General features: G+C 70.5%; 19 protein-coding genes. 10 read left to right on the forward strand and 9 right to left on the reverse strand.

Annotated elements, in window-relative coordinates; translation table 11 throughout:
* Positions 1–75: 75 nt before the first annotated feature.
* Complete coding sequence (locus tag AC3YNX_RS04850) at positions 76–732, reverse strand: hypothetical protein (RefSeq protein WP_489994757.1); 657 nt, start codon at positions 730–732, stop codon at positions 76–78.
* Positions 733–890: 158 nt separating this feature from the next.
* Here AC3YNX_RS04850 and AC3YNX_RS04855 point away from each other — a divergent pair, with 158 nt between their 5' ends.
* Positions 891–1,418 carry a hypothetical protein gene (locus AC3YNX_RS04855; protein WP_489994758.1) on the forward strand — a complete coding sequence of 176 codons (528 nt, stop codon included), beginning with the start codon at positions 891–893 and terminating at the stop codon, positions 1,416–1,418.
* Positions 1,419–1,521: 103 nt separating this feature from the next.
* Here AC3YNX_RS04855 and AC3YNX_RS04860 read toward each other — a convergent pair whose 3' ends face one another.
* Together AC3YNX_RS04860 and AC3YNX_RS04865 are read right to left on the reverse strand one after the other, a co-directional pair.
* On the reverse strand, positions 1,522–2,793 hold the full coding sequence (locus AC3YNX_RS04860) for a hypothetical protein (RefSeq protein WP_489994759.1): 1,272 nt from the start codon (positions 2,791–2,793) through the stop codon (positions 1,522–1,524).
* Positions 2,790–3,140, reverse strand: a complete 351-nt coding sequence (locus AC3YNX_RS04865) for a hypothetical protein (protein WP_489994760.1) — start codon at positions 3,138–3,140, stop codon at positions 2,790–2,792. The genes AC3YNX_RS04860 and AC3YNX_RS04865 overlap by 4 nt, the downstream gene beginning before the upstream one ends.
* Before the next feature lie 425 nt (positions 3,141–3,565).
* Between AC3YNX_RS04865 and AC3YNX_RS04870 the strand changes: the two genes are divergently transcribed.
* Positions 3,566–6,925: a type ISP restriction/modification enzyme gene (locus tag AC3YNX_RS04870; RefSeq protein WP_489994761.1), complete on the forward strand. Its 3,360-nt coding sequence runs from the start codon at positions 3,566–3,568 to the stop codon at positions 6,923–6,925.
* Positions 6,926–6,967: 42 nt separating this feature from the next.
* On the opposite strand, the gene AC3YNX_RS04875 is transcribed toward AC3YNX_RS04870, so the two are convergent.
* From AC3YNX_RS04875 to AC3YNX_RS04885, 3 genes are all read right to left on the reverse strand, one after another.
* On the reverse strand, positions 6,968–7,192 hold the full coding sequence (locus AC3YNX_RS04875; protein ID WP_489994762.1) for a hypothetical protein: 225 nt from the start codon (positions 7,190–7,192) through the stop codon (positions 6,968–6,970).
* 234 nt (positions 7,193–7,426) lie between these two features.
* Positions 7,427–7,945, reverse strand: a complete 519-nt coding sequence (locus AC3YNX_RS04880) for a hypothetical protein (RefSeq protein WP_489994763.1) — start codon at positions 7,943–7,945, stop codon at positions 7,427–7,429.
* A gap of 91 nt (positions 7,946–8,036) precedes the next feature.
* Entirely contained in the window at positions 8,037–8,636 is a 600-nt protein-coding gene (locus tag AC3YNX_RS04885) for a QsdR family transcriptional regulator (protein ID WP_489994764.1), read from the reverse strand.
* Positions 8,637–8,742: 106 nt separating this feature from the next.
* On the opposite strand from AC3YNX_RS04885, the gene AC3YNX_RS04890 reads away from it, so the two are divergent.
* The 6 genes from AC3YNX_RS04890 to AC3YNX_RS04915 all read left to right on the forward strand — a co-directional run bounded on the left by AC3YNX_RS04890 (position 8,743) and on the right by AC3YNX_RS04915 (position 14,967).
* The gene (locus tag AC3YNX_RS04890; RefSeq protein ID WP_489994765.1) at positions 8,743–9,594 is read left to right on the forward strand and encodes an ABC transporter ATP-binding protein; all 852 of its coding nucleotides are present in this window, start codon (positions 8,743–8,745) and stop codon (positions 9,592–9,594) included.
* A gap of 1 nt (position 9,595) precedes the next feature.
* Positions 9,596–10,342, forward strand: coding sequence for an ABC transporter ATP-binding protein (locus AC3YNX_RS04895; protein WP_489994766.1), 747 nt, complete (start codon positions 9,596–9,598; stop codon positions 10,340–10,342).
* 55 nt (positions 10,343–10,397) lie between these two features.
* Positions 10,398–11,276: a branched-chain amino acid ABC transporter permease gene (locus tag AC3YNX_RS04900; RefSeq protein ID WP_489994767.1), complete on the forward strand. Its 879-nt coding sequence runs from the start codon at positions 10,398–10,400 to the stop codon at positions 11,274–11,276.
* 12 nt (positions 11,277–11,288) lie between these two features.
* A complete protein-coding gene (locus tag AC3YNX_RS04905) occupies positions 11,289–12,401 on the forward strand; it encodes a branched-chain amino acid ABC transporter permease (protein WP_489994768.1) in 1,113 nt (370 codons plus the stop codon).
* Positions 12,398–13,723 (forward strand): ABC transporter substrate-binding protein, encoded by a 1,326-nt coding sequence (locus AC3YNX_RS04910; RefSeq protein ID WP_489994769.1) that lies wholly within the window; start codon positions 12,398–12,400, stop codon positions 13,721–13,723. The genes AC3YNX_RS04905 and AC3YNX_RS04910 overlap by 4 nt, the downstream gene beginning before the upstream one ends.
* Before the next feature lie 239 nt (positions 13,724–13,962).
* A complete protein-coding gene (locus tag AC3YNX_RS04915; RefSeq protein WP_489994770.1) occupies positions 13,963–14,967 on the forward strand; it encodes an NAD-dependent epimerase/dehydratase family protein in 1,005 nt (334 codons plus the stop codon).
* A 5-nt stretch (positions 14,968–14,972) separates the two neighbouring features.
* Here the strand turns inward: AC3YNX_RS04915 and AC3YNX_RS04920 are convergent, their stop codons facing one another.
* The 3 genes from AC3YNX_RS04920 to AC3YNX_RS04930 form a co-directional block, all read right to left on the reverse strand.
* Complete coding sequence (locus AC3YNX_RS04920; RefSeq protein ID WP_127781608.1) at positions 14,973–15,608, reverse strand: acetate uptake transporter; 636 nt, start codon at positions 15,606–15,608, stop codon at positions 14,973–14,975.
* A 156-nt stretch (positions 15,609–15,764) separates the two neighbouring features.
* The gene (locus AC3YNX_RS04925; RefSeq protein ID WP_489994771.1) at positions 15,765–16,589 is read right to left on the reverse strand and encodes a VOC family protein; all 825 of its coding nucleotides are present in this window, start codon (positions 16,587–16,589) and stop codon (positions 15,765–15,767) included.
* 102 nt (positions 16,590–16,691) lie between these two features.
* A complete protein-coding gene (locus tag AC3YNX_RS04930) occupies positions 16,692–18,080 on the reverse strand; it encodes a glucose-6-phosphate dehydrogenase (protein ID WP_489994982.1) in 1,389 nt (462 codons plus the stop codon).
* A 115-nt stretch (positions 18,081–18,195) separates the two neighbouring features.
* Between AC3YNX_RS04930 and AC3YNX_RS04935 the strand changes: the two genes are divergently transcribed.
* A complete protein-coding gene (locus AC3YNX_RS04935) occupies positions 18,196–18,420 on the forward strand; it encodes an RNA-binding S4 domain-containing protein (protein WP_489982309.1) in 225 nt (74 codons plus the stop codon).
* Positions 18,421–18,554: 134 nt separating this feature from the next.
* Positions 18,555–19,322: an ABC transporter ATP-binding protein gene (locus AC3YNX_RS04940; RefSeq protein ID WP_489994772.1), complete on the forward strand. Its 768-nt coding sequence runs from the start codon at positions 18,555–18,557 to the stop codon at positions 19,320–19,322.
* Positions 19,323–19,331: the final 9 nt, after the last annotated feature.

Consider the following 19,331-nt stretch of genomic DNA (forward strand, 5'->3'; position numbering starts at 1 on the left):
AGGGTTGAAGGTGTGGTGCCCCCTTACTGGTGCCGGGTAGCTCGGCGTACGCAGTCACCCCAGTGGTGATCTGCGTCATACGGGCTGGCCGTCTCGTAGGACAGCGAGGTGGTGGTCGTCGACAGCTCCCAGGTGCGGCAGCGCGAGCGCCAGGTCGTCCCGGGTGAGACGGTGGGCCCGGGCGAGATTGCGGACCGCGCCTGGCTGGTTCAGGACGTCCAGCACCCAAGCGGTTTGCAGCCGGGCCGGGTGGACGCCAGGTAGTTGCGGTCGGACCTTCGCTGCGCCTGCCCGCACCTCCGCACGGGTCAGCACCGAGCCGCTGTCACCCTGCAGCGCGGCTTTCACCGCGCTGTACAGCTCAGGGGGTAGCGGGGCAACCATCGTCTTCGGAGTGGAGGGCGCTGACCGGGGAATGCCGAGGTGGGCGTCCAGGATCCGGACGAGCCTGCCGCGCTCGTTCGCCAGCGTCTTCTCCGAGCTGCCAGCGGCCCGGCTGAGCGCCGTGTGACGGGCAAGCTGCTGGTGCGTGAGCGCTTCGGAGAGCGAGATGACGGCGCCATGCGGCGAGATCAGGGAGACGAACCGGGTCGTAGTGGAGAGCAGGCTCTTCGCCCGCCAGTAGGACCCGGGGTCGGTGGCACGCACCAGGGCCTTGAGCTCGTCGGCGATGGCCGTCCACTGCGCCTCGTTGAGGCTCGTGGGGGTGTAGGTGTCGAGGAGGTAACCCACGGTGGGGGTCGACGTCCGTGATGAGGGCATGGCCCGCACAGTCCGGGGTAGCGCGCAGGGCGCAAGCATCGCCTGTAGCGGTGTGGCGAGCTGCGATGTGCGGCGACACGGCTCGAACTGCTTACTAGTGCACCACACCTCTGAGGTAGACACACAGTGTGATCACAGCCGCGGAGACAGCAGGGGTCCTAGTCGATGTTTGGGTCGAGGAGGTCCGTCGCCTGGTCCCGGAGGTCCGGAAGCTGAGGGAGACCTATGAAGGGGACTGCCGCGCGCTCGACAGGGGCCGGGAGTGGGCCGTCACCGAGCATGAGCTGACCGCCAGCTGGCAGCGACTGTGGGCTGCCCAGAACCATCTCGTGTGGGCTGCGCACCAAGTAGAGCGGTGGACAGCACGACTCGCCAAAGAGCAGGGAACTCCTGCACCAGAGGAGGACGCTGTGCTGAAAGACCTGCGCAACGCCCTCGAACATCTTGACGAGGCCGACCTCGGCAACTACTACGCTTCGGCCGGCGGCTCAGGCAACACGTCGCTGAAGAGGTTGCCCGGAGCCCGCCTGTTGCTCGGGACGTACAGCCACTCGCGGCGGCTGTTCGGACTCATTGACCCTGATGAGATCGAACGCCGGGTGTGGAGTATCGCGACCGCTGCTGAGCGGATTGAAGAGGAACTCGAGGACTACTAGGCCCGTTGTGGGCGTCGGTGCCGGATCCGTCTCGGTTGGATTGCCCCTGGGGTACAGCAACACGCGGCGAGGCCCCGGCTGGTTGCCGGGGCCTCGCTGTGAACTACGTGAGCAGTGCTTGCACTGAGGAGACGCGCTGCTCGAGGTCTGCACGCAGGGCCGCTGCAGCATCGGAGATGCGCCCGAGTGCCCGTTCGGCGGTACCTGTCTGCTGCAGGATCGTGTCCAGTCGGGTGAGGGACTGAAGGACGTCACCGACCTGCCGCTTGACCTCTGCCACTGGGATGGCGGTGGTGGTAGCCGTACTTGCCGCCGCGGTGAGGCGCAGGAGGAGGTAACAGGCGACGGCGAGCTCGTCCCCCTCATCGGGGTCCCAGCCCAGGACCATCGTGCGCTCGTCGAGCACCACGATGCGTTGCCCTGCGGTAGGCATCAGCTCGGGTCGGGTGATGCCGAGCGCGACTGCGGCGCCGCGGTTCTGGCGGCCAGCGGCCAGCTCCTGGCGCCACTCGGCGACGCTGAGGGGGTTGCCCGCCCGGTCCTTGGCTTCGACAATCAGCCGCGGGGCGGGTGCGCCGAGACTGGTCAGCTCGACGAGCACGTCACCTTTCCTTCCGGTGGTGCCGGTCTTGCCGCCCACCGCCTCCGCGCCCCCGTCTCCGGCCTGGGCAGCGATCCCGCCCAGCAGGTGCGCGCAGGCCCGTTCGAAGGTGAAGCCCTTCCGGGAACTTCTCTTCTCCGCATCGGCGAGCGTATCCCGCAGTGCGAGGCTGTTCCTGACCTCGCCCACGGCCTCCACCAGCTCGTGATGCTGCTGATGAACCGTATCCAGCAGGGACCGGTGGAGACGTTCACGGTCGCTGGTGACCGCGGTTTGGACGCTGGAGGCCTGAGCGGCCAGGGCCCTCTGGATCTCTCCGAGGCTCTGGTCGGTGACCTCCCTGACCGCGAGCTGCACCCGGGCCGGCACGGTCGCCTCAGGCCCGGTCAACAACCTGCTGACTCCCTCGGCGAGCCGGCTCACAGCCGCCTGGCTGGCGGCGGCGATCTGGCCGTCGTGGGGGTCGACTGCGTGGGCTACGGCGAGTTCCAGCTGCCCCAGCGCGGACGTGACCTGCATGGTGACTGCTTCCCCCAGGTTGTCCACTGCCCGCTCGAGGCGGCTGAGGTCAGCTCCGGCGGAGGCGACGGTGGTCGCTGCCGCACCGGAGCGGATGACCGCCGAAACCCACCCGTCCAGGTCCTCACCACGGGCGCACGCGGCACGAGCCGCGCCCACGATGTCGGTGTCGGAGGTCTGCCAGGTCCGGATGAGGAGTGTGTTCCCGCTGAGGCTGGCGAAGCTGTCCTTGATGGGGACCGCGACGGCACTCATGCCGCCACCGGCAGACCGGTGAGCGTGGTGTTGTTCAGGCCGCTGGCCTGGTCTAGTGCCACGCACAGGCTGCACGGTGACGTCAGGTGCTGGGCGGGTGTGCCCGGCGGGGTGTGCCAGCGGGCGTCCTCGGCCGGCATCACCCGCTGGAAGAAGTCCACCGGGTACCGGCGGAAGCGCTCCAAGGTCAGCTCCATCCGCTCGATACGGCGGAAGACGGCCGAAGCCAGGTGGCGCGCCTCGGGGTGGCAGAGGTACTCGATCATGGTTTCACCTGCGGTGATGCGCTCCAGCAGGAGCGTCTCGTAACGCGAGACCTTCGGGGTGGAGCTCGGTTGGGTGGACATGAGGCCTCCAGGCCTGTGGGCGTCCCGGGGCCTGTGCCCCGGCATCCGCCGGAGCCGCGTACTGCGACCCACGCACCACCTCTCGGCGCGGCGGTGTAGCCCACAAGGGGGACAAGGATCTGATCGCACGGGGTGCGGCACCACCGACCTGTGCCGCTCTGGATGCACCGCGCTCAGGGCGGGGAGTCACACCTCGTCGGGGGGGTGGTGTGCGTGGGCACGAGCCCTCCGTCGGGTGGGGCGTCCCGGGGCCCTCTCGGCCCGGGGTCCGCCACGGTGCGAGTTCCGGCGCGCTGACAGCCGGGGCAGATCGGCGTAGCCCGCATGGGACGACGCCGGGAACTTCTCGAGGTCACGTTCGCGAGCGTCCGCGGATGTCCGTGTTGGGCTGCCCGTGGTGGGTCGACCGCGGATACAGTCGTGGTGTGGGGACGACGAGCGGGTGGGTTAGCAAGGCGGTCAACGCCTTTGGTGTTGCGTGCAAGGCGAAGCTGGCGGGGCCGGGTGCCCGGGAAGCCGCGATCCGCTCACCGCTAGAGGCACTGCTCGGCGCCGCCGGTGACGCGCTCGGCGTGCCGGCGGTGTTCCACGACGAGGTGAGCGACACCGAGCGACGGGTCCGCCCGGACTACGGGGTCACGGTGCAGGGCGCCATCACCGGCTACATCGAGGTGAAGGCCCCCGGCCGCGGGGTGGACCCCGCCGGGTTCACCGGACACGACAAGGTCCAGTGGGAGCGGCAGCGAGACCTGCCCAACCTCGTCTACACCAACGGCACGGAGTGGCGGCTCTACCGCGACGGCGAGCTACTCCTTGGACCGGTCACCCTCGGCGGCGGCACCCTCGACACCGCTGGAGCAGCGTTGGCAGCGCCGCTCGGCTTCGAGGAGCTGCTGACTAACTTCTTGCGGTGGAAGCCAGCGCCGATTACCTCGGTGGGCGCCCTCGTCCGAGCGGTGGCGCCGCTGACCCGCCTGCTCCGCGGAGAGGTGCTGGACCAACTCGCGAGCGAGCGTCGGGCGGTGAAGAGCGGCTCCGACGAGGCGTCGCAGCCGTTTCTCGGTCTCGCCCGTGACTGGCGTCGCCTGCTGTTCCCAGCTCCGGCGATGGCCGACAAGGTCAAGGCAGATGCCGCCTTCGCCGACGGTTACGCCCAGGCCGTCACCTTCGCCCTGTTGCTGGCGCGCACGGCGGACATCGATCTCGGCACCACCAAGCTGCACGAGGTGGGATCCGAGCTCGGGCACGACCATTCCCTGATGGGCAAGGCGTTGCAGCTGCTGACAGACGACGTTACCGCCGACTTCCGAGTCACCCTGGACCTCCTCGTCCGGGTGGTCGGGGCCGTCGACTGGCCACGGGTGCGCAAGGGCAAGCGCGACACCTACCTGCACCTGTACGAGAGCTTCCTCGAGGCCTACGACAACGAGCTCCGCAAGCAGTCCGGGTCCTACTACACACCCCGCGACGTCGTGGAGGAGATGGTGCGCCTAGCCGAGGAAGTGCTCACCACCCAGCTCGGCCGTGCCGCTGGCTTCCGGGACCCAGCCGTCCTGACGGTCGACCCTGCCATGGGCACCGGCACCTACCTGCACACCATCCTTGAGCGCGTCGCGGAGCAGACCGAGGCCATCGACGGGCCTGGTGCCGTTCCAGGTGCAGTTACCGAGGTCGCGGAGCGGCTGGTGGGCTTCGAGCTGCAGATGGGCCCCTACGCGGTCGCCGAGCTCCGTGCCGCCGACCTGCTGGCTTCTCACAAAGCGACCACCCCGCCCGGCGGGATGAAGACTTACGTGACCGACACCCTCGATGACCCCTTCGCCGCTGCCAGCGAGCTCGGCTCCGGCCTCCAGCTCATCGCCGCATCGCGCACCAGGGCTAACAAGGTCAAGGCCAGCGCGAACGTCACCGTCGTGATCGGCAACCCGCCCTACCGGGAACGCGCGGAGGGGATGGGCGGCTGGGTCGAGTCAGGGACCCTGGCCAACCTCCACAAAGGAACGACCCACCCGATCCTCGAGGACTTCGAGCTCAAGGACAACGGCCGCACCGAGTACGTCCTGAAGAACCTCTACGTCTACTTCTGGCGTTGGGCCACCTGGAAGGTATGGGAGTCGACTCCGCAGGACGCAGACGACGGGGATGCCGGTGTCGTCTGCTTCATCACCACCGCCGGCTACCTGCGAGGGCCCGGGTTCAAGGGCATGCGGAAATACCTGCGCCGACACGCCTCGGCAGGCTGGATCATCGACCTCACCCCTGAAGGTCAGACCCCTGACGTCCGCACCCGGGTCTTCCCCGGGGTGCGTCAGCCACTGGCCATCGGCATCTTCGTCCGCAAGCCCGACGGCACCACCGACAAGCCAGCCGACATCCGGTATCGCGCAGTTCACGGCAAGCAGGCCGAGAAGTTTACGGCCCTGAGCGCGATGACACTGGAGGGCGAAGGCTGGCGTTCGGTCCGCACGGCGTGGACGGCGCCGTTTACCCCGGCCGCCGACACCGCTTGGGACGACTACCCCGCCCTCAACGACCTCATGCCGTGGACAGCGCCCGGGGTGAAGCCCAACCGCACTTGGGTTTACTCCCCCTCTCGCGTTGTACTCGCCGAACGGTGGAGGCGGCTGACCACCGAGACGAACGCCGAGGCGAAGAAGGCGCTCTTCAAGGAGAGTCGGGATGCCTATCTCGAACGGCTCAAGCGGGTCCTGCCGGGGCGCGACGTGCACGTCTACGAGGGTCCGTTCAGCTCTGAGAAGGGGCCTGCGCCCGCGCCTGTCCGCGTTGGCTACCGCGCGTTCGACCGCCAGTGGGTAGTGCCGGACGCACGCCTCATGCACGCCGAGAGCCCGCCACTGTGGTCTGCCCGGGCGCCCGGGCAGGTGTATGCCGTTGAGCAGCATGCGCAGCCCATCAGCGACGGACCGGGCATGGTGTTCAGCTCGTACATCCCAGACATGCATTACTTCAACGGCCGGGGCGGGCGGGCTGTGCCGCTCTTGCACCCGTCGGGTTCCACAAACCTCGCCACCGGCTTGACTGCGGCCCTACCGGGTAATCAGCCGGCGGTTGACGTGCTTGCCTACGTCGCGGCCGTTGTTGCCCACTCGGGGTTCACCCGCCGGTTCGCTGATGAGCTCACCACCCCCGGTATCCGCGTTCCCTTGTCGGCCGACTCGGACCTCTTCGCAGAGGCCGTGGAGCTGGGCCGGCAAGTGGTGTGGCTGCACACCTACGGCGAGGCCTTTACGGGACCGGGGCGCTCGCACGGGTCGGTGCGTTACCCGACGGGCGACCCCAGGCAGCCCCTGAGCCGCACGGCGATCACCGGCATGCCGACCGAAGTCACCTACGACGCCACACGGCAGATGCTCGTCCTGGGCAGCGGCGAATTCGGACCCGTCAGCCCCGCGGTGTGGGACTACGCCGTCGGTGATCGCAACGTCATCAAGTCCTGGGTCAACTACCGCAAGGCCGTCCCGGGCGGCAAGAAGACCTCGCCCCTGGACTCGATGCACGTCGACACTTGGGAGCCGGCGTGGACCACCGAGCTCGTCGACCTGCTCACGGTGCTCACCCGCCTCGTCGAGCTGGAGGCGGTTCAGGCTGATCTGCTCACCCGTGTCCTGGCTGGCCCCCTGCTGAGCATGGAAGACCTGACGGCGGCCGGTGTCACCTGGCCGACCAAGGCCAAGGATCGGGCCCCCAGTTACTCCACGACCCCGGCCCCAGGTGCCCAGCTTGCCTTCACCGATGACGGCGCCAGCGCCGAACCCGAGTCCTGAGGACCAGATGAAGGCAGGCGCCTTCGTCAGCCGGCGTCTCACTCACTGCCGTTGGAAGGCCGTGACCGCAAGCAGGATCGTTCCGTCGCCTCGGAGCTCGGTGATCACAGCTTCCATCGGCTCGCACCCGCCGTCGCCGACGAGCACGTACTCGCCTACCTCAGGGTCGTGGGAATCCTCGTCCCAGTCCACCAGGTCCGAGCACGCGCGGCCGCCGTTGATCTTCACCATGGTCAGATCAGCGGACAGGAGCGGCCTCGAGGTCACACCGGCACGATAACCCGCATACGGGTGACGGTCCGAAGGTCAGCTGACCTCGGCGGCGGCACTTCGTGTGTGAGATCGCGGGATCCCGTGTGTTTGGCCGACACCCGGTTGCCAGCCTTGGCCACTTCTACCTCGGCAAACGCCGATCTCACTAACACCTCACCGATGTAGTGAGAGAAGCCCCGACCACTGGTCGGGGCTTCTCTCGTTCTCCGGCCCACAGGGAGCCCAGAGCTACGTGCTCGGCTCCTCGCGCGGGGCCGTGGCCGCGTGGTCGTCGCCAGCCTTGCCGTCGCCGTCGCTGGCGCCCTTGTCGTCGCCGGCGCCCGTGGTGTCCGTGGTGTCGTCCGCCTCCTGCTGGCGATGATCGGCGGGCTCTTCGGGCTCTTCGGGCTCTTCGGGCTCCTGGGGCTCCTCGGACTCGTCATCGGGCGCCGCGGGCTCCTGTGGCTCCGTGGGCTCCTCGGACTCGTCTTCGGGCTCCGTGGGCTCCTCGGACTCGTCTTCGGGCTCGGCGGGCTCCGTGGGCTCCTCGGACTCGTCTTCGGGCTCGGCGGGCTCCGTGGGCTCCTGTGGCTCCTCTGCTGCCGGCTCCGCTGCAGCCGCCTCCTCGCGCCGGGCCTGCTCCACCTCCGCCTTCTCGGCCTCACGGTCCTCGATGAGGTTGCCCACCCGGCTGCGCTCCTCGTGCGCCTCCCCGATGGCGCGCTCGGCCTTCTCCAGTGGTTCGCGGCTGGCTTCCTCGTCGGACATCGGTGGCCTCCTCGGCTGGCGGATAGGTAGATGCTGCTGCCCGGACACCGAATCCGTCAACGGTCCGGCGCACCGCCCCGCAGCGCGCTGATCAGCGCAGGAGGGCGCGCAGCACCCTGCGCGCCCGGTCGCCGTCGGCGGCCTCACCGGTCAGCTCGAAGGCGTGGGCGTACACCTCGATGATGCGTGCGGAGGTGTAGGCGAGGTCCTCCAGCGCCACGTCGCCGCCCACGGTGAGCAGGCCCGCCGCGTGGTCCTTGCGGAGCAGGCCGAGGATCCGCGCCACCAGCCGGGAGTGGTAGCCGAAGCGCCGCCCGGTGAGCAGGGTGAACGCGTAGGCGCTGTCGTGGCCGAGGAAGGCCCGGATGCCGGGGTGCTCGATGACGACCAGGGCGTACTCGGCCACCAGGCGCGGTGCCACCGCCTGGCCGTCGTCCGGAAGGTCGCGCTCCAGGTGGTCGAAGGTGCGATCAGCCAGCGACCACAGCGCGTCGGCCACCAGCTGGTCCCGGGAGCCGAACCACCGGTACAGCGTCGTGCGGTTGACGCCGACGTCCTGCGCCAGCGCGGCCATGTCCAGGCGCTCACCCGCCAGGAGCGTGCGGCCGGCCACCCGCAGGGTCTGTGCCTGGGGCGTGAGGACGCGACCCACGCTGGGGTTGGGCAGGCGCGGTGCAGGGTTCTTGGGCATCAGTCTCCGGTCCTTGACGTGATGAAGGTCTCATGGTGTGATCCACGCAACTTGCCAGAGCAACAAACATAACGGTTTGTTGCAGCGGGGGTCCAGGAGGCACGCAGTGTCGGAGATCAGCACAGCCGCTCCGAGCGGGGACAGGCAGCCGGCCGGCCAGGCTGCGGGGGCAGTCTTCGCGGCCTCCGGCGTCTCGGTCAGCTTCGGCGGTCTGGTGGCCCTCAACGACGTCTCCTTCCGGGTGGAACCTGGCCAGGTGCACGGGGTGATCGGGCCCAACGGCGCCGGCAAGACCACCCTGTTCAACGTCTGCTGCGGCTTCGTCGCCCCGGACCAGGGGCGACTGGAGTGGGACGGGCGCGAGCTGGTCAGGCTCCGCACCCACCAGCTGGCCGGCCTCGGCATCGCGCGGACGCTGCAGGGTGTCGGCCTCTTCGCCGGCCTCACCGTGCTGGACAACGTGACGACCGGGCTGGCCGCGCGCCGACGCGCCGGCTTCGTCTCCGCCGCACTGGGCCTGCCGCGGTCTGACCGCGACGAGCGCGAGCTGCGGGCCCGCGCGTGGTCGGCGCTGGAGCGGTTGGGGGCCACCGGCCTGGCGCACCGCTACCCCTCGACGCTGCCCTACCCGGACCAGAAGCGGGTGGCGCTGGCCAGGGCGATCGTCGCCGAGCCCCGGTTGCTGCTGCTGGACGAGCCCGCCGCGGGGCTGTCGGAGGAGGAGATGCACGAGCTGGGCGAGACGATCGCCGCACTCACCAGCGACATGGCCGTGATGCTCGTGGAGCACCACATGGACTTGGTGATGCGCATCTGCGACACCCTCACCGTCCTGGACTTCGGCCAGGTCATCGCGGCCGGGAACCCCGACCAGGTGCGGGACGACCCCGCGGTCGTCGCCGCCTACCTCGGCGCTGAGGTCGACCCCACCGACCAGCTCACCATCGGAAGGGGCTGACGTGCTGCAGGTCCAGGACCTCGTCACCCGGTACGGCCCGGTGACCGCGCTCGACAAGGTCGGCTTCGAGCTGGAGGCCGGCCGCATCACCGCGGTGCTCGGCGCCAACGGCGCCGGCAAGACCTCGCTGCTGCGCACCATCAGCGGGCTCGTCCGCCCGGACAGCGGCCGGGTGCTGCTGGAGGGCAGCGACATCACCTCGGCGCCCGTGGAGCAGATGGTGCGCCGCGGCATGGCGCACGTCCCCGAGGGGCGCGGCGTGATCGCCGAGCTCACGGTGGCGGAGAACCTCCGGCTGGGGATGCTGGGTGCCGCCAAGACGGCTCCCGGCACCGACAGCAGCGACCTGGCCGGCGGCAGCGACCTGGCGGTGACCACCCTCGCCGACGCCTACAACCTGTTCCCCGTCCTCGGGGAGCGCCACACCGCCCAGGCGCACGTGCTCTCCGGCGGTGAGCGCCAGATGCTGGTCATCGCGCGGGCACTGCTGTCGCGGCCGCGGTTGCTGCTGCTGGACGAGCCCTCGCTCGGCCTGGCGCCACGCATCGTCGCGCAGATCTTCGGCCTGCTCCGCCGGCTCGTGGACTCCACCGGGCTGACGGTGCTGCTGGTCGAGCAGAACGCCCGCAGCGCGCTGTCCATCGCCGACACCGGCGTGGTGCTCAACCTGGGCCGGGTGGTGGCCACCGACTCCGCTGCCGCCCTGCTCGACGACAGCGCCCTGCGCCACTCCTACCTGGGCTTCTGACCACCGGCCACCGACCGCCCGGCCGCTGACTGCCTCCGACGACCTGGAGCCCGCCTTGCAGCACTTCGTGAACGTCTTCCTCAACGGGCTGAGCCTGGGGATGATCATCGCCGCCTTCGCCCTCGCCCTGGTCCTCATCTTCCGGTCCACCCGCATCGTGAACTTCGCGCAGGGCTCCATGGCGATGTTCACCACCTACCTCGCCCTCGAGGTGGTCAGCGCCGGCTACTCCTACTGGCTGGCCTTCGCCGTGGCCCTGGCGGCCGGCTTCGTGCTCGGCGGGCTGATCGAGCGGGTGGTGATGCGCCCGGTGGAGGGCAAGGCCGAGCTGAACGCGGTGATCGTCACCCTCGGCCTGTTCGTGGCCATCCAGGCGCTGGCGGCCATCCTCTTCGGCTCCTCGTTCAGGTCCTTCCCCTCCCCGGTGGGGCTGACCGGGTTCCAGGTGGGCAGCTTCAACCTGGCGCTCACCCCCACCGGCCTGCTGGTCTACGGGGTGGTCCTGGTGGTCCTGGTGGGCATCGTCGTGCTCTTCCAGCGCACCAACCTGGGCCTGACCATGCGCGCCGCGGCGTTCGACAACGAGGTGTCCCGGCTGCTCGGCGTGCGGGTGTCCCGGCTGCTCACCTTCGGCTGGGCGCTGGCCGGGCTGGTCGGCGCGGTGGCCGGGATGCTGATCGCCACCGGCAGCCTGGTCTCGCCGGGCTACATGGAGCCGATCATCGTGCTCGGCTTCGTCGCCGCCGTGATCGGTGGCCTGGACAGCCCGGTGGGCGCTGTCGTCGGAGGGCTCCTGCTGGGGGTCGTGCTCTCCGGCGTCAGCGGCTACCTGGCTCCCGAGCTGGTCAACCTTTCCGCGCTGGCCCTGCTGATCGTGGTGCTCCTGCTGAGACCGAGCGGGCTGTTCTCCAGCGCCGTCGCCCGCAGGGTCTGACAAGGAGTGATGATGCGACAGAGCCTTGTGTCCGCCAACCTGGTGCGGTCGAACCTCGTGCGCCAGCTGCTCGTGGCCCTGGTGGTGCTGGTGGTGGCGGTGGCGGTGCTGGAGTCCACCAGCTCCTTCCGCAACTCCCAGCTGGCCACCATGTCCTACTACTGCATCGCCACGGTGGGGCTGACCCTGCTGACCGGGCTGAACGGGCAGATCTCGCTGGGGCACGGCGCGCTGCTGGCCGTGGGGGCCTACACCGCCGCGCTGATGCTGCGGGCCGACGAGCCGCTGGCCTTCCCGCTGATCGCCCTGACGGCCATCCTGGTCACCTCGCTGGTGGGCCTGGTGGTGGGCCTGGCCGCGGCCCGGCTGCGCGGGCCCTACCTCGCCGGGGCCACCCTGGCGCTCGCTGTGGCACTGCCCGGGCTGGCGCTGTACTTCAGCGACACCCTCGGCGGCGAGGCTGGGCTCACCGTGCCCACCCCGCCGGCCCCGGCGTGGTTCAAGGACCTCGTCGACACGCTCAGCGGCAACCCGGTCACCGGCACCAAGTACGTCGCCTACCTCGGCTGGGTGGCCTTCGCCATCACCCTGTTCCTGCTGCTCAACCTCACCCGCAGCCACGTGGGTCGGCACTGGCGGGCGGTGCGCGACAACGACGTCGCCGCCGAGCTGGCCGGGATCAACCTCGGCCGCACCCGGGTGCAGGCGTTCGTGGTCAGCGCGGCGTGCGCCGGGCTCGCGGGGGCGGTGATGGCGCTGGTGGTGCGGCTGGCCGCGCCCAGCGCGTTCACGCTGGTGCTGTCGCTGGGTCTGCTCACCGCCATCGTCATCGGCGGTCTCGGCTCCATGAGCGGGGCAGTGCTGGGATCGGCGGTGCTGGTGTTCCTGCCCGGCACGGTCACCGACTTCGCCACCGCCCGCGGCCTCGACAGCACCCAGGCCGCCCAGCTGGCCCCGCTGATCTACGGCGTCGTTCTGGTGCTGGTGATCCTGCTGGCGCCCACCGGGCTGTTCGGCACCCTCTCCACGGCCTACCGGCGCTTCCGGTCGACCAGGTCCACCCAGAAACCCACCCAACCGAGGTCCACCCCACCGGGCCCGGTCCAGCTGAAGGAGAAGGCATGACCATCCGAAAGAGACGAGGCCTGGCCCTGGCCGGCCTGCTCAGTGCGACCGCGCTGGTCCTGTCCGCCTGCGGCGGCGGGGGCAGCGGTGAGGGCGGCGACGCCTCCGACGTGGGCGTCACCGCGGACAAGGTGGTGATCGGGGGGCACTACCCCCTCACCGGGGTTGCCGCCCCCGGCTACAGCGAGATCCCGGTCGGCGCCAAGGCGTACTACGACTTCGTGAACAAGGCGGGTGGGGTGAACGGCCGCCAGATCGAGTTCAAGTACCTCGACGACGGCTACAACCCGGCCAAGACCAGCGAGGTGGTCAACCAGCTGGTGCTCAAGGACCAGGTCTTCGCCATCGTCGGTGGGCTGGGCACCCCGACGCACAGCGCGGTGGTGGACTTCCTGAACTCGGAGAAGGTGCCCGACCTGCTGGTCTCCTCGGGGTCGCTGATGTGGGACCAGCCGCAGGAGGACCCGATGACCTTCGGCTGGCAGACCGACTACGAGAGCGAGGGCAAGGTCCTCGGCCAGTACATCCAGAAGAACATGCCGGGCGCCAAGGTCGGGCTGTTCCTGCAGGACGACGACCTCGGGGCGGACGGCGCCAAGGGTGTCAAGCAGTTCGTCGGCAACCAGGTGGTGGCCGAGGTCAAGTACGTGCCGGGCAACACCGACGTCGGCCCGCAGCTGGCCAACCTGCAGAAGGCCGGGGCGGACGTGGTGGTCGGCTTCAACGTGCCCTCCTACACCGCGGTGTCCCAGCTGACCGCGATGAAGCTCAACTACAAGCCGAAGTGGCTCTACTCCAACGTGGGGTCGGACCCGAAGCTCGTCGGCTCGCTGCTGAACCGGTTCTCCGAGGGCAAGGTCACCGGCCCGAGCCCGCTGGCCGGGGTGTTCACCACCGAGTACATCCCCGGTGTGGACAGCGCCGACGACCCCTGGGTGCAGCTGTGGCAGAAGGTCTGGAAGGAGCACGGGGACGGCACCGAGCTGACCAACTACAAGATCTACGGCATGTCTGAGGCGTTCACCTTCGTGCAGGCGCTGCAGGCTGCCGGCGCCAGCCCCACCCGGGAGGGCATCGTCAAGGCGATCGAGACGCAGGGCAAGGACTTCCAGGGGCCCAACCTGGTGCCCTACCGCTACTCCAGCGACCGGCACGCCGGAATCGGGGGCATGCGTGTGGTGCAGCTCGACGCCAAGGCCGACGGTGTCCCCGTGACCCCGCTGCTGCAGACCGACGTCGGGGACGCCCCGATCACTGAGTACACCGGCAAGCCGGCCACCCCGCCGGCCAGCGGGATCCCGGACGTGAAGCCCGCGGGCTGATCCCGAGAGACCGACCACCAGGCGCCCGCCCCGCCCTGCACCGGGGCGGGCGCCCTGCCGTGTGTCGAGAAGAGACCGGGGTCACACTACGGGCTGGCCGGGCTGCAGCGGGCCCTGCGCGCCCTGCCGGCCGGCACCGGCGACGAGCAGGTGGCAGGGTCCAGCAGCGGGGGCACCAGCCCCGAGCGCGGTACGGATCCGTTGACCAGCAGGGAGACAGACGTGGGCAAGGCGACCTCATGACCAGCAGCGAGCCGATCACCGTGGCCGTCACCGGGCCCACCGGTGAGATCGGCGCCGCCGCCGTGGAGGCGCTGGAGCGGGATCCGGCGGTGGGCACGGTGCTGGGGATGGCGCGGCGCCCCTTCGACCCGGCCGAGCGGGGCTGGACCAAGACCCGGTACCGCCAGGGCGACATCCTCGACGCCGTGGCCGTGCGGGACCTGGTGGCCGAGGCCGACGTGGTGGTGCACCTGGCGTACCTGATCATGGGCTCGCGCGAGGAGAGCCAGCGGATCAACCTGGCCGGCACCCGCAACGTCTTCGAGGCCACCGTCACCGCCGCCCGGCCGCGGCGGCTGGTCTACACCTCCTCGGTCGCCGCCTACGGCTACCACAGCGACAACCCGGTGCCGCTCACCGAGGACGTGCCGGTGCGCGGATCGGCGGAGCACTACTACTCCGAGCAGAAGGCCGCCTGCGAGCAGCTGCTGGCCGAGACCACCGCCGGGTCCGACCTGCAGGTGTACGTGCTGCGCCCGTGCATCGTCGCGGGACCACGGGCGACGGCGCTGGCCCGCAGCATGCCCTGGAAGAAGGTGAGCGACCGGCTGCCCGGCGCCGTGCTGCGGCTGCTGGACGCCGCCCCCGGGGTGGCACCGGTGATCCCGGACCCCGGGGTGCCCGTGCAGCTGGTGCACCACGACGACGTGGCGTCGGCCATCGTCGCCGCCGTGCTGGGCGTGGGAGCTCCCGGCGCCTACAACCTGGCCGGGGACGGCGAGATCACCCTCACCGACGTGGCGCACGCGCTGGGGGCGCACGCGGTGTCGGTGCCGCCGGCGCTGGCCACGGTCACCGCCGAGGTGGTGGCCCGGCTGCCGCTGGTGCCCGCCATGGCCGAGTGGGTGCACATCCTGCGCACCTCGGTGGTGATGGACACCAGCCGCGCCAAGCACGAGCTGCAGTGGAAGCCGGCGCACACCAGCGCGCAGACGCTGGCGGAGATGGCCGAGGTGCTCTAGCCGGGCTACCGGGCGTCCACCGAGCGCGGCCGCGGGGCCAGCGGCACCACCGGCAGGATCACCCGCCCCCAGGTGGCGTTGGCGACCCCGGCGAAGGAGGCGTACGCCGCGGCCGCTGCCGTCGCCAGCCCGACGTAGCCGCCCCACTTCAGCACCGACGTGCTGTCCATGTACTCGCCGGTGCACAGCAGGATGAAGGTGGCGGCCAGCAGCAGGAACACCAGGGCCACCGCGGCGCTCACCCGCAGCGAGGCGACGAGCATGTAGCAGGTGAAGATCGCCCAGCCCAGCAGGAACACCCCGATGGCCTTGTGCGCGGTGTCCGGGGGCAGCTCGTCGTGGAAGAACTGCACGAAGGCGGCGTAGGACAGCCAGAACGCCCCGTAGGAGGTGAACGCCGTCGCGCCGAAGACGTTGCGGTTGCGGAACTCCCACATCCCAGCCAGCAGCTGGGCGATCCCGCCGTAGAACAGCGCCAGCGGGAGCACCACGGCGTCGAGGTCGGCCGGGAGCAGGTCGGCGTTGAACACCGAGACCACGAACGTCGTCATGGCGAAGGCGGCCAGGCCCAGCGGGGCGGGGTCGGCGACGCCTGGCTCCGCCGCCACGGCTGGGGTGGGCTCGGAACGGATTGTGCTCATCGGCGCCTCCTCGGGTGGGTCGCCCGGGGAGCGACCATGGGATGTGCTCCACGTCACGCTAGGCAGGAATCTGTTGCCTCGCCGCACGAGCGCCGACGGTGCTCCGCCGCAGGTCAGGGGCGCGTGCCGAAGGCGTTGCACCCGAGTCGAAACGGCTCAGACGTCGGGCTCGCCCACCAGGGTCACCACGGAGAACACGTCCCCGGCAGGACCCTGCACCACGGCCAGCCGGCCGGCAGCGGTGTCCACCGGGTCGTTGAGCACGCGGGCGCCGAGCTCGGCTGCGCCGGCCACGGTGGCATCGGTGTCTGCGGCGGAGAAGTAGGTCATCCAGTGCGGCGGGATCTCCAGCGGGACGTCCTCGCCGAGCTGCGCCACCCCGCTGATGGTGCGTCCGTTGCTCTCGATCGAGCAGTACACCCACTCGTCGTCGCTGAGGTCGCGGGTGGTGTAGCCGAAGACCCGCCGGTAGAAGCCGGTGACCTCGGCGTAGTCGCGGGTCATCACCTCGTTCCAGCACACCGTGCCCGGCTCGCCCACCAGCTCTGCGCCGATGAGGCTGCCCGCCTGCCACAGCCCGAACCGCGCTCCACCAGGGTCGACGGCCAGCGCCCGCCGTCCCCCCGGCACGTCGGTGGGTGCAGTGGTCACCACGCCGCCGGAGCTGGTGACCCGCGCCGCGGTGGTGTCCACGTTCTCCACGGCCAGGTACGTCGTCCAGGCCGGCACCGGGCTCTCCGGCGCGCTGGGCAGCTCGCCCAGCCCAGCCACCGGGACCCCGTCCAGGGTGGCCAGCAGGTAGGGCGGGGCTGACGTGTCGGGCCCAGCGGTGTCGGTGGTGGGGTGGGCCAGCGGCTCCGGGGCGCGGAAGTCCCAGCCGAAGATGCCTGCGTAGAACTGCCGGGCCGCGTCCAGGTCGGGCACCATCAGCTCGAACCAGCAGGGAGTGCCCTCTGGCCAGGGCTGGCTGCGGCGGGTCACCGCGGGTCCGGCGCTGGGCTGGGCAACGGTGCACTCACGGGTCTGCCTCCCTGCCTGCGGGGTGCTCTAGTTCACAGTAGCCCGGCCGCGGTGCGACCCCGCTCAGCCCGTGATCAGCCAGCGGCCGGGGTCGGCGAGCCGGTCGGCTGCGGCCGGCCCCATGCTGCCCGGCTCGTAGGGCTGCAGCGCGGGGCGGTTGGCCAGCAGCGGCTCCGCCACCTCCCAGACGTGCGCCAGGCCGTCGGGACGGGTGAACAGCGACCGGTCGCCCTGCAGGATGTCGTGGATCAGCCGCGCGTACGCCGACAGCGGCTCCCCGCCGGCCACCTCGCCCAGCGACAGGGTGGAGGTGCCCACCCCGAGGCTGAACTGTGGACCCGGCGCCTTGACCACCATGGACAGGTCCAGCTCGCCGCTGCCGCGCAGGGAGAACGACACCACCTCGCAGTCGGTGGGCAGCTCGCCGCTGAACGGACCCGAGGTGGGCGGGCGCAGCACCAGGCTGACCCGCTGCTCGGTGAGCGCCAGCTGCTTGCCGGTGCGCAGCAGGAACGGCACGCCCTGCCAGCGCTCGGTGTCCACCCACATCCGGGCGGCCACGAAGGTGTCGGTGGTGGAGTCGGCGGCCACCCCCTCGGTGTCGGTGTAGCCGGCGAACTGGCCGAGCACCACCTCCTCCGGGTCCAGCGGGCGGAAGGCGTCGATGACCGCCTCGCGGGCGCTCTGCAGGTCCTCGGCGGCCAGGCTCGTGGGCGGCTCCATCGCCACCTCCGCGGCCACCTGGAACAGGTGGGTGACCAGCATGTCCAGCACCGCACCGGTGGAGTCGTAGAACTCCGCGCGCTCGGCGATGCCCAGCTCCTCGGGCACGTCGATCTGCACCTGGGCGATGTGCCGGTGGTTCCAGGCCCCCGCGAACAAGCCGTTGGCGAAGCGCAGCACGTGCAGGTTCTGGGTGGCCTCCTTGCCCAGGAAGTGGTCGATCCGGTACACCTGCTGCTCCTGCAGCACCGAGTGCACCATCTCGTTGAGCTCGCGGAAGCTCTGCTCGGAGGTGCCGAAGGGCTTCTCGTAGACCACCCGGGATCCCTCGGCCAGCCCGTGCGCCCCGATGCCCTCGGTGATGCCGGCGAAGGCGGTGGGCGGGACCGCCAGGTACAGCACTCGCTGGGGATCCGCCGCGCCCACGTCCTTGGCTGCGAGGTCCAGCACCTCCAGCAGCTGACCGGCGTCGTCGCCGCTGAAGCCGCCGCCGGCGAACAGCAGCCGCGCGCTGAACTCCTCCCACGGTCCGTCGTCGGGATGGGTGCCGAACTCGGCGAGCACGTCGTGCACGTGCGCGCGGAACTCGTCGTGGCTGCGCTCGCCCCGACCGCTGCCGACCAGCCGCCACTCCGGCGGGAGCAGGCCCTCGGCGGCCAGCTGGAAGAACGCCGGCAGCACCATGCGCCTGGCCAGGTCCCCGGTCGCGCCGTAGAGCACGAACAGGATGGGTTCTGCGGCACCGGAGCTGGCGTCGTCGGGGTGGGGGCGGGTGCTGGTGTCGGCCACGGTCCCAGCCTTGCCGGTGGTGGGCGATCCTGCCACCCCGGTGCATGATCAGGGGGTGCCACAACCCGTCGACGTCCCCATCCGTGACGACACCATCCGTCTCGGGCAGTTCCTGAAGCTCGCCAACCTGCTGGACTCCGGGGCGGAGGCCAAGGCGCTCATCGCCGACGGCCTGGTGCAGGTGGACGGCGAGGTGGAGCTGCGCCGCGGCCGCCAGCTGCACGGGGGCGAGGTGGTCTCCGTCCCCGGCGGGGCCGCGCGGGTCGTCACCGGCAGCTGACCGGAGGGGGTGACCCTGACGCGCCCGGGGCGGCACCCTGAGCACGGACACCGGGTTGTCACCCTGTTGGCGGGTCGGCCAATCATCCTGCAGGGGGATGCGCCGGGCGGCCACCGTGACCAAGGATCGTCCCCATGACTGAAGTTGACACCTCCACCCCCCACCAGGTCCGTGGCTCGATCGTCGCCCGAGCGGTCGAGCTGTCCAAGACCTACGGCAGCGGCGACACCCGGGTGGAGGCGCTGCGCGCGGTCTGTACCGAGTTCACCCAGGGCGAGTTCACCGCCATCATGGGTCCGTCCGGCTCCGGCAAGTCCACCTTGATGCACTGCCTGGCCGGCCTGGACTCGGCCACCTCCGGTGAGGTGGTCATCGGCCAGACCCAGCTGAGCACCCTGTCGGACAAGCAGATGACCCAGCTGCGGCGGGACCGCATCGGCTTCGTGTTCCAGAGCTTCAACCTGGTGCCCACGCTGACTGCGCTGGAGAACATCACGCTGCCGATGGACATCGCCGGGCGCAAGCCCGACGGGGCCTGGCTCGACCAGGTGATCGACACCCTGGGTCTGCGCGACCGGCTGGGTCATCGACCCTCCGAGCTCTCCGGTGGTCAGCAGCAGCGGGTGGCGTGCGCCAGGGCGCTGGCCAGCCAGCCGGAGATCATCTTCGCCGACGAGCCCACCGGCAACCTCGACTCCCGCTCCTCCGGCGAGGTGATGAACATCTTGCGCACCTCGGTGGACACCCTGGGGCAGACGGTCGTCATCGTCACCCACGACCCCCGGGCCGCCAGCTGGGCCGACCGGGTGGTCTTCCTGGCCGACGGACAGGTCGTGGACGAGATGACCGACCCGACGGCCGAGCGGGTGCTCGACCGGATGAAGCGCTTCGAGGCGGCCTGAGCCATGTCC

The sequence above is a fragment of the Rhodococcus sp. Z13_19A genome, assembly GCF_058133575.1.

Bases quoted from the DNA above. Each gene is read 5' to 3' on its own strand.
- AC3YNX_RS04865 (WP_489994760.1), bottom strand. From the start codon at position 3,140: ATGTCCACCCAACCGAGCTCCACCCCGAAGGTCTCGCGTTACGAGACG.
- AC3YNX_RS04920 (WP_127781608.1), bottom strand. From the start codon at position 15,608: ATGAGCACAATCCGTTCCGAGCCCACCCCAGCCGTGGCGGCGGAGCCA.
- AC3YNX_RS04940 (WP_489994772.1), top strand. From the start codon at position 18,555: ATGACTGAAGTTGACACCTCCACCCCCCACCAGGTCCGTGGCTCGATC.
- AC3YNX_RS04910 (WP_489994769.1), top strand. From the start codon at position 12,398: ATGACCATCCGAAAGAGACGAGGCCTGGCCCTGGCCGGCCTGCTCAGT.
- AC3YNX_RS04915 (WP_489994770.1), top strand. From the start codon at position 13,963: ATGACCAGCAGCGAGCCGATCACCGTGGCCGTCACCGGGCCCACCGGT.
- AC3YNX_RS04905 (WP_489994768.1), top strand. From the start codon at position 11,289: ATGCGACAGAGCCTTGTGTCCGCCAACCTGGTGCGGTCGAACCTCGTG.
- AC3YNX_RS04885 (WP_489994764.1), bottom strand. From the start codon at position 8,636: ATGCCCAAGAACCCTGCACCGCGCCTGCCCAACCCCAGCGTGGGTCGC.
- AC3YNX_RS04860 (WP_489994759.1), bottom strand. From the start codon at position 2,793: ATGAGTGCCGTCGCGGTCCCCATCAAGGACAGCTTCGCCAGCCTCAGC.
- AC3YNX_RS04880 (WP_489994763.1), bottom strand. From the start codon at position 7,945: ATGTCCGACGAGGAAGCCAGCCGCGAACCACTGGAGAAGGCCGAGCGC.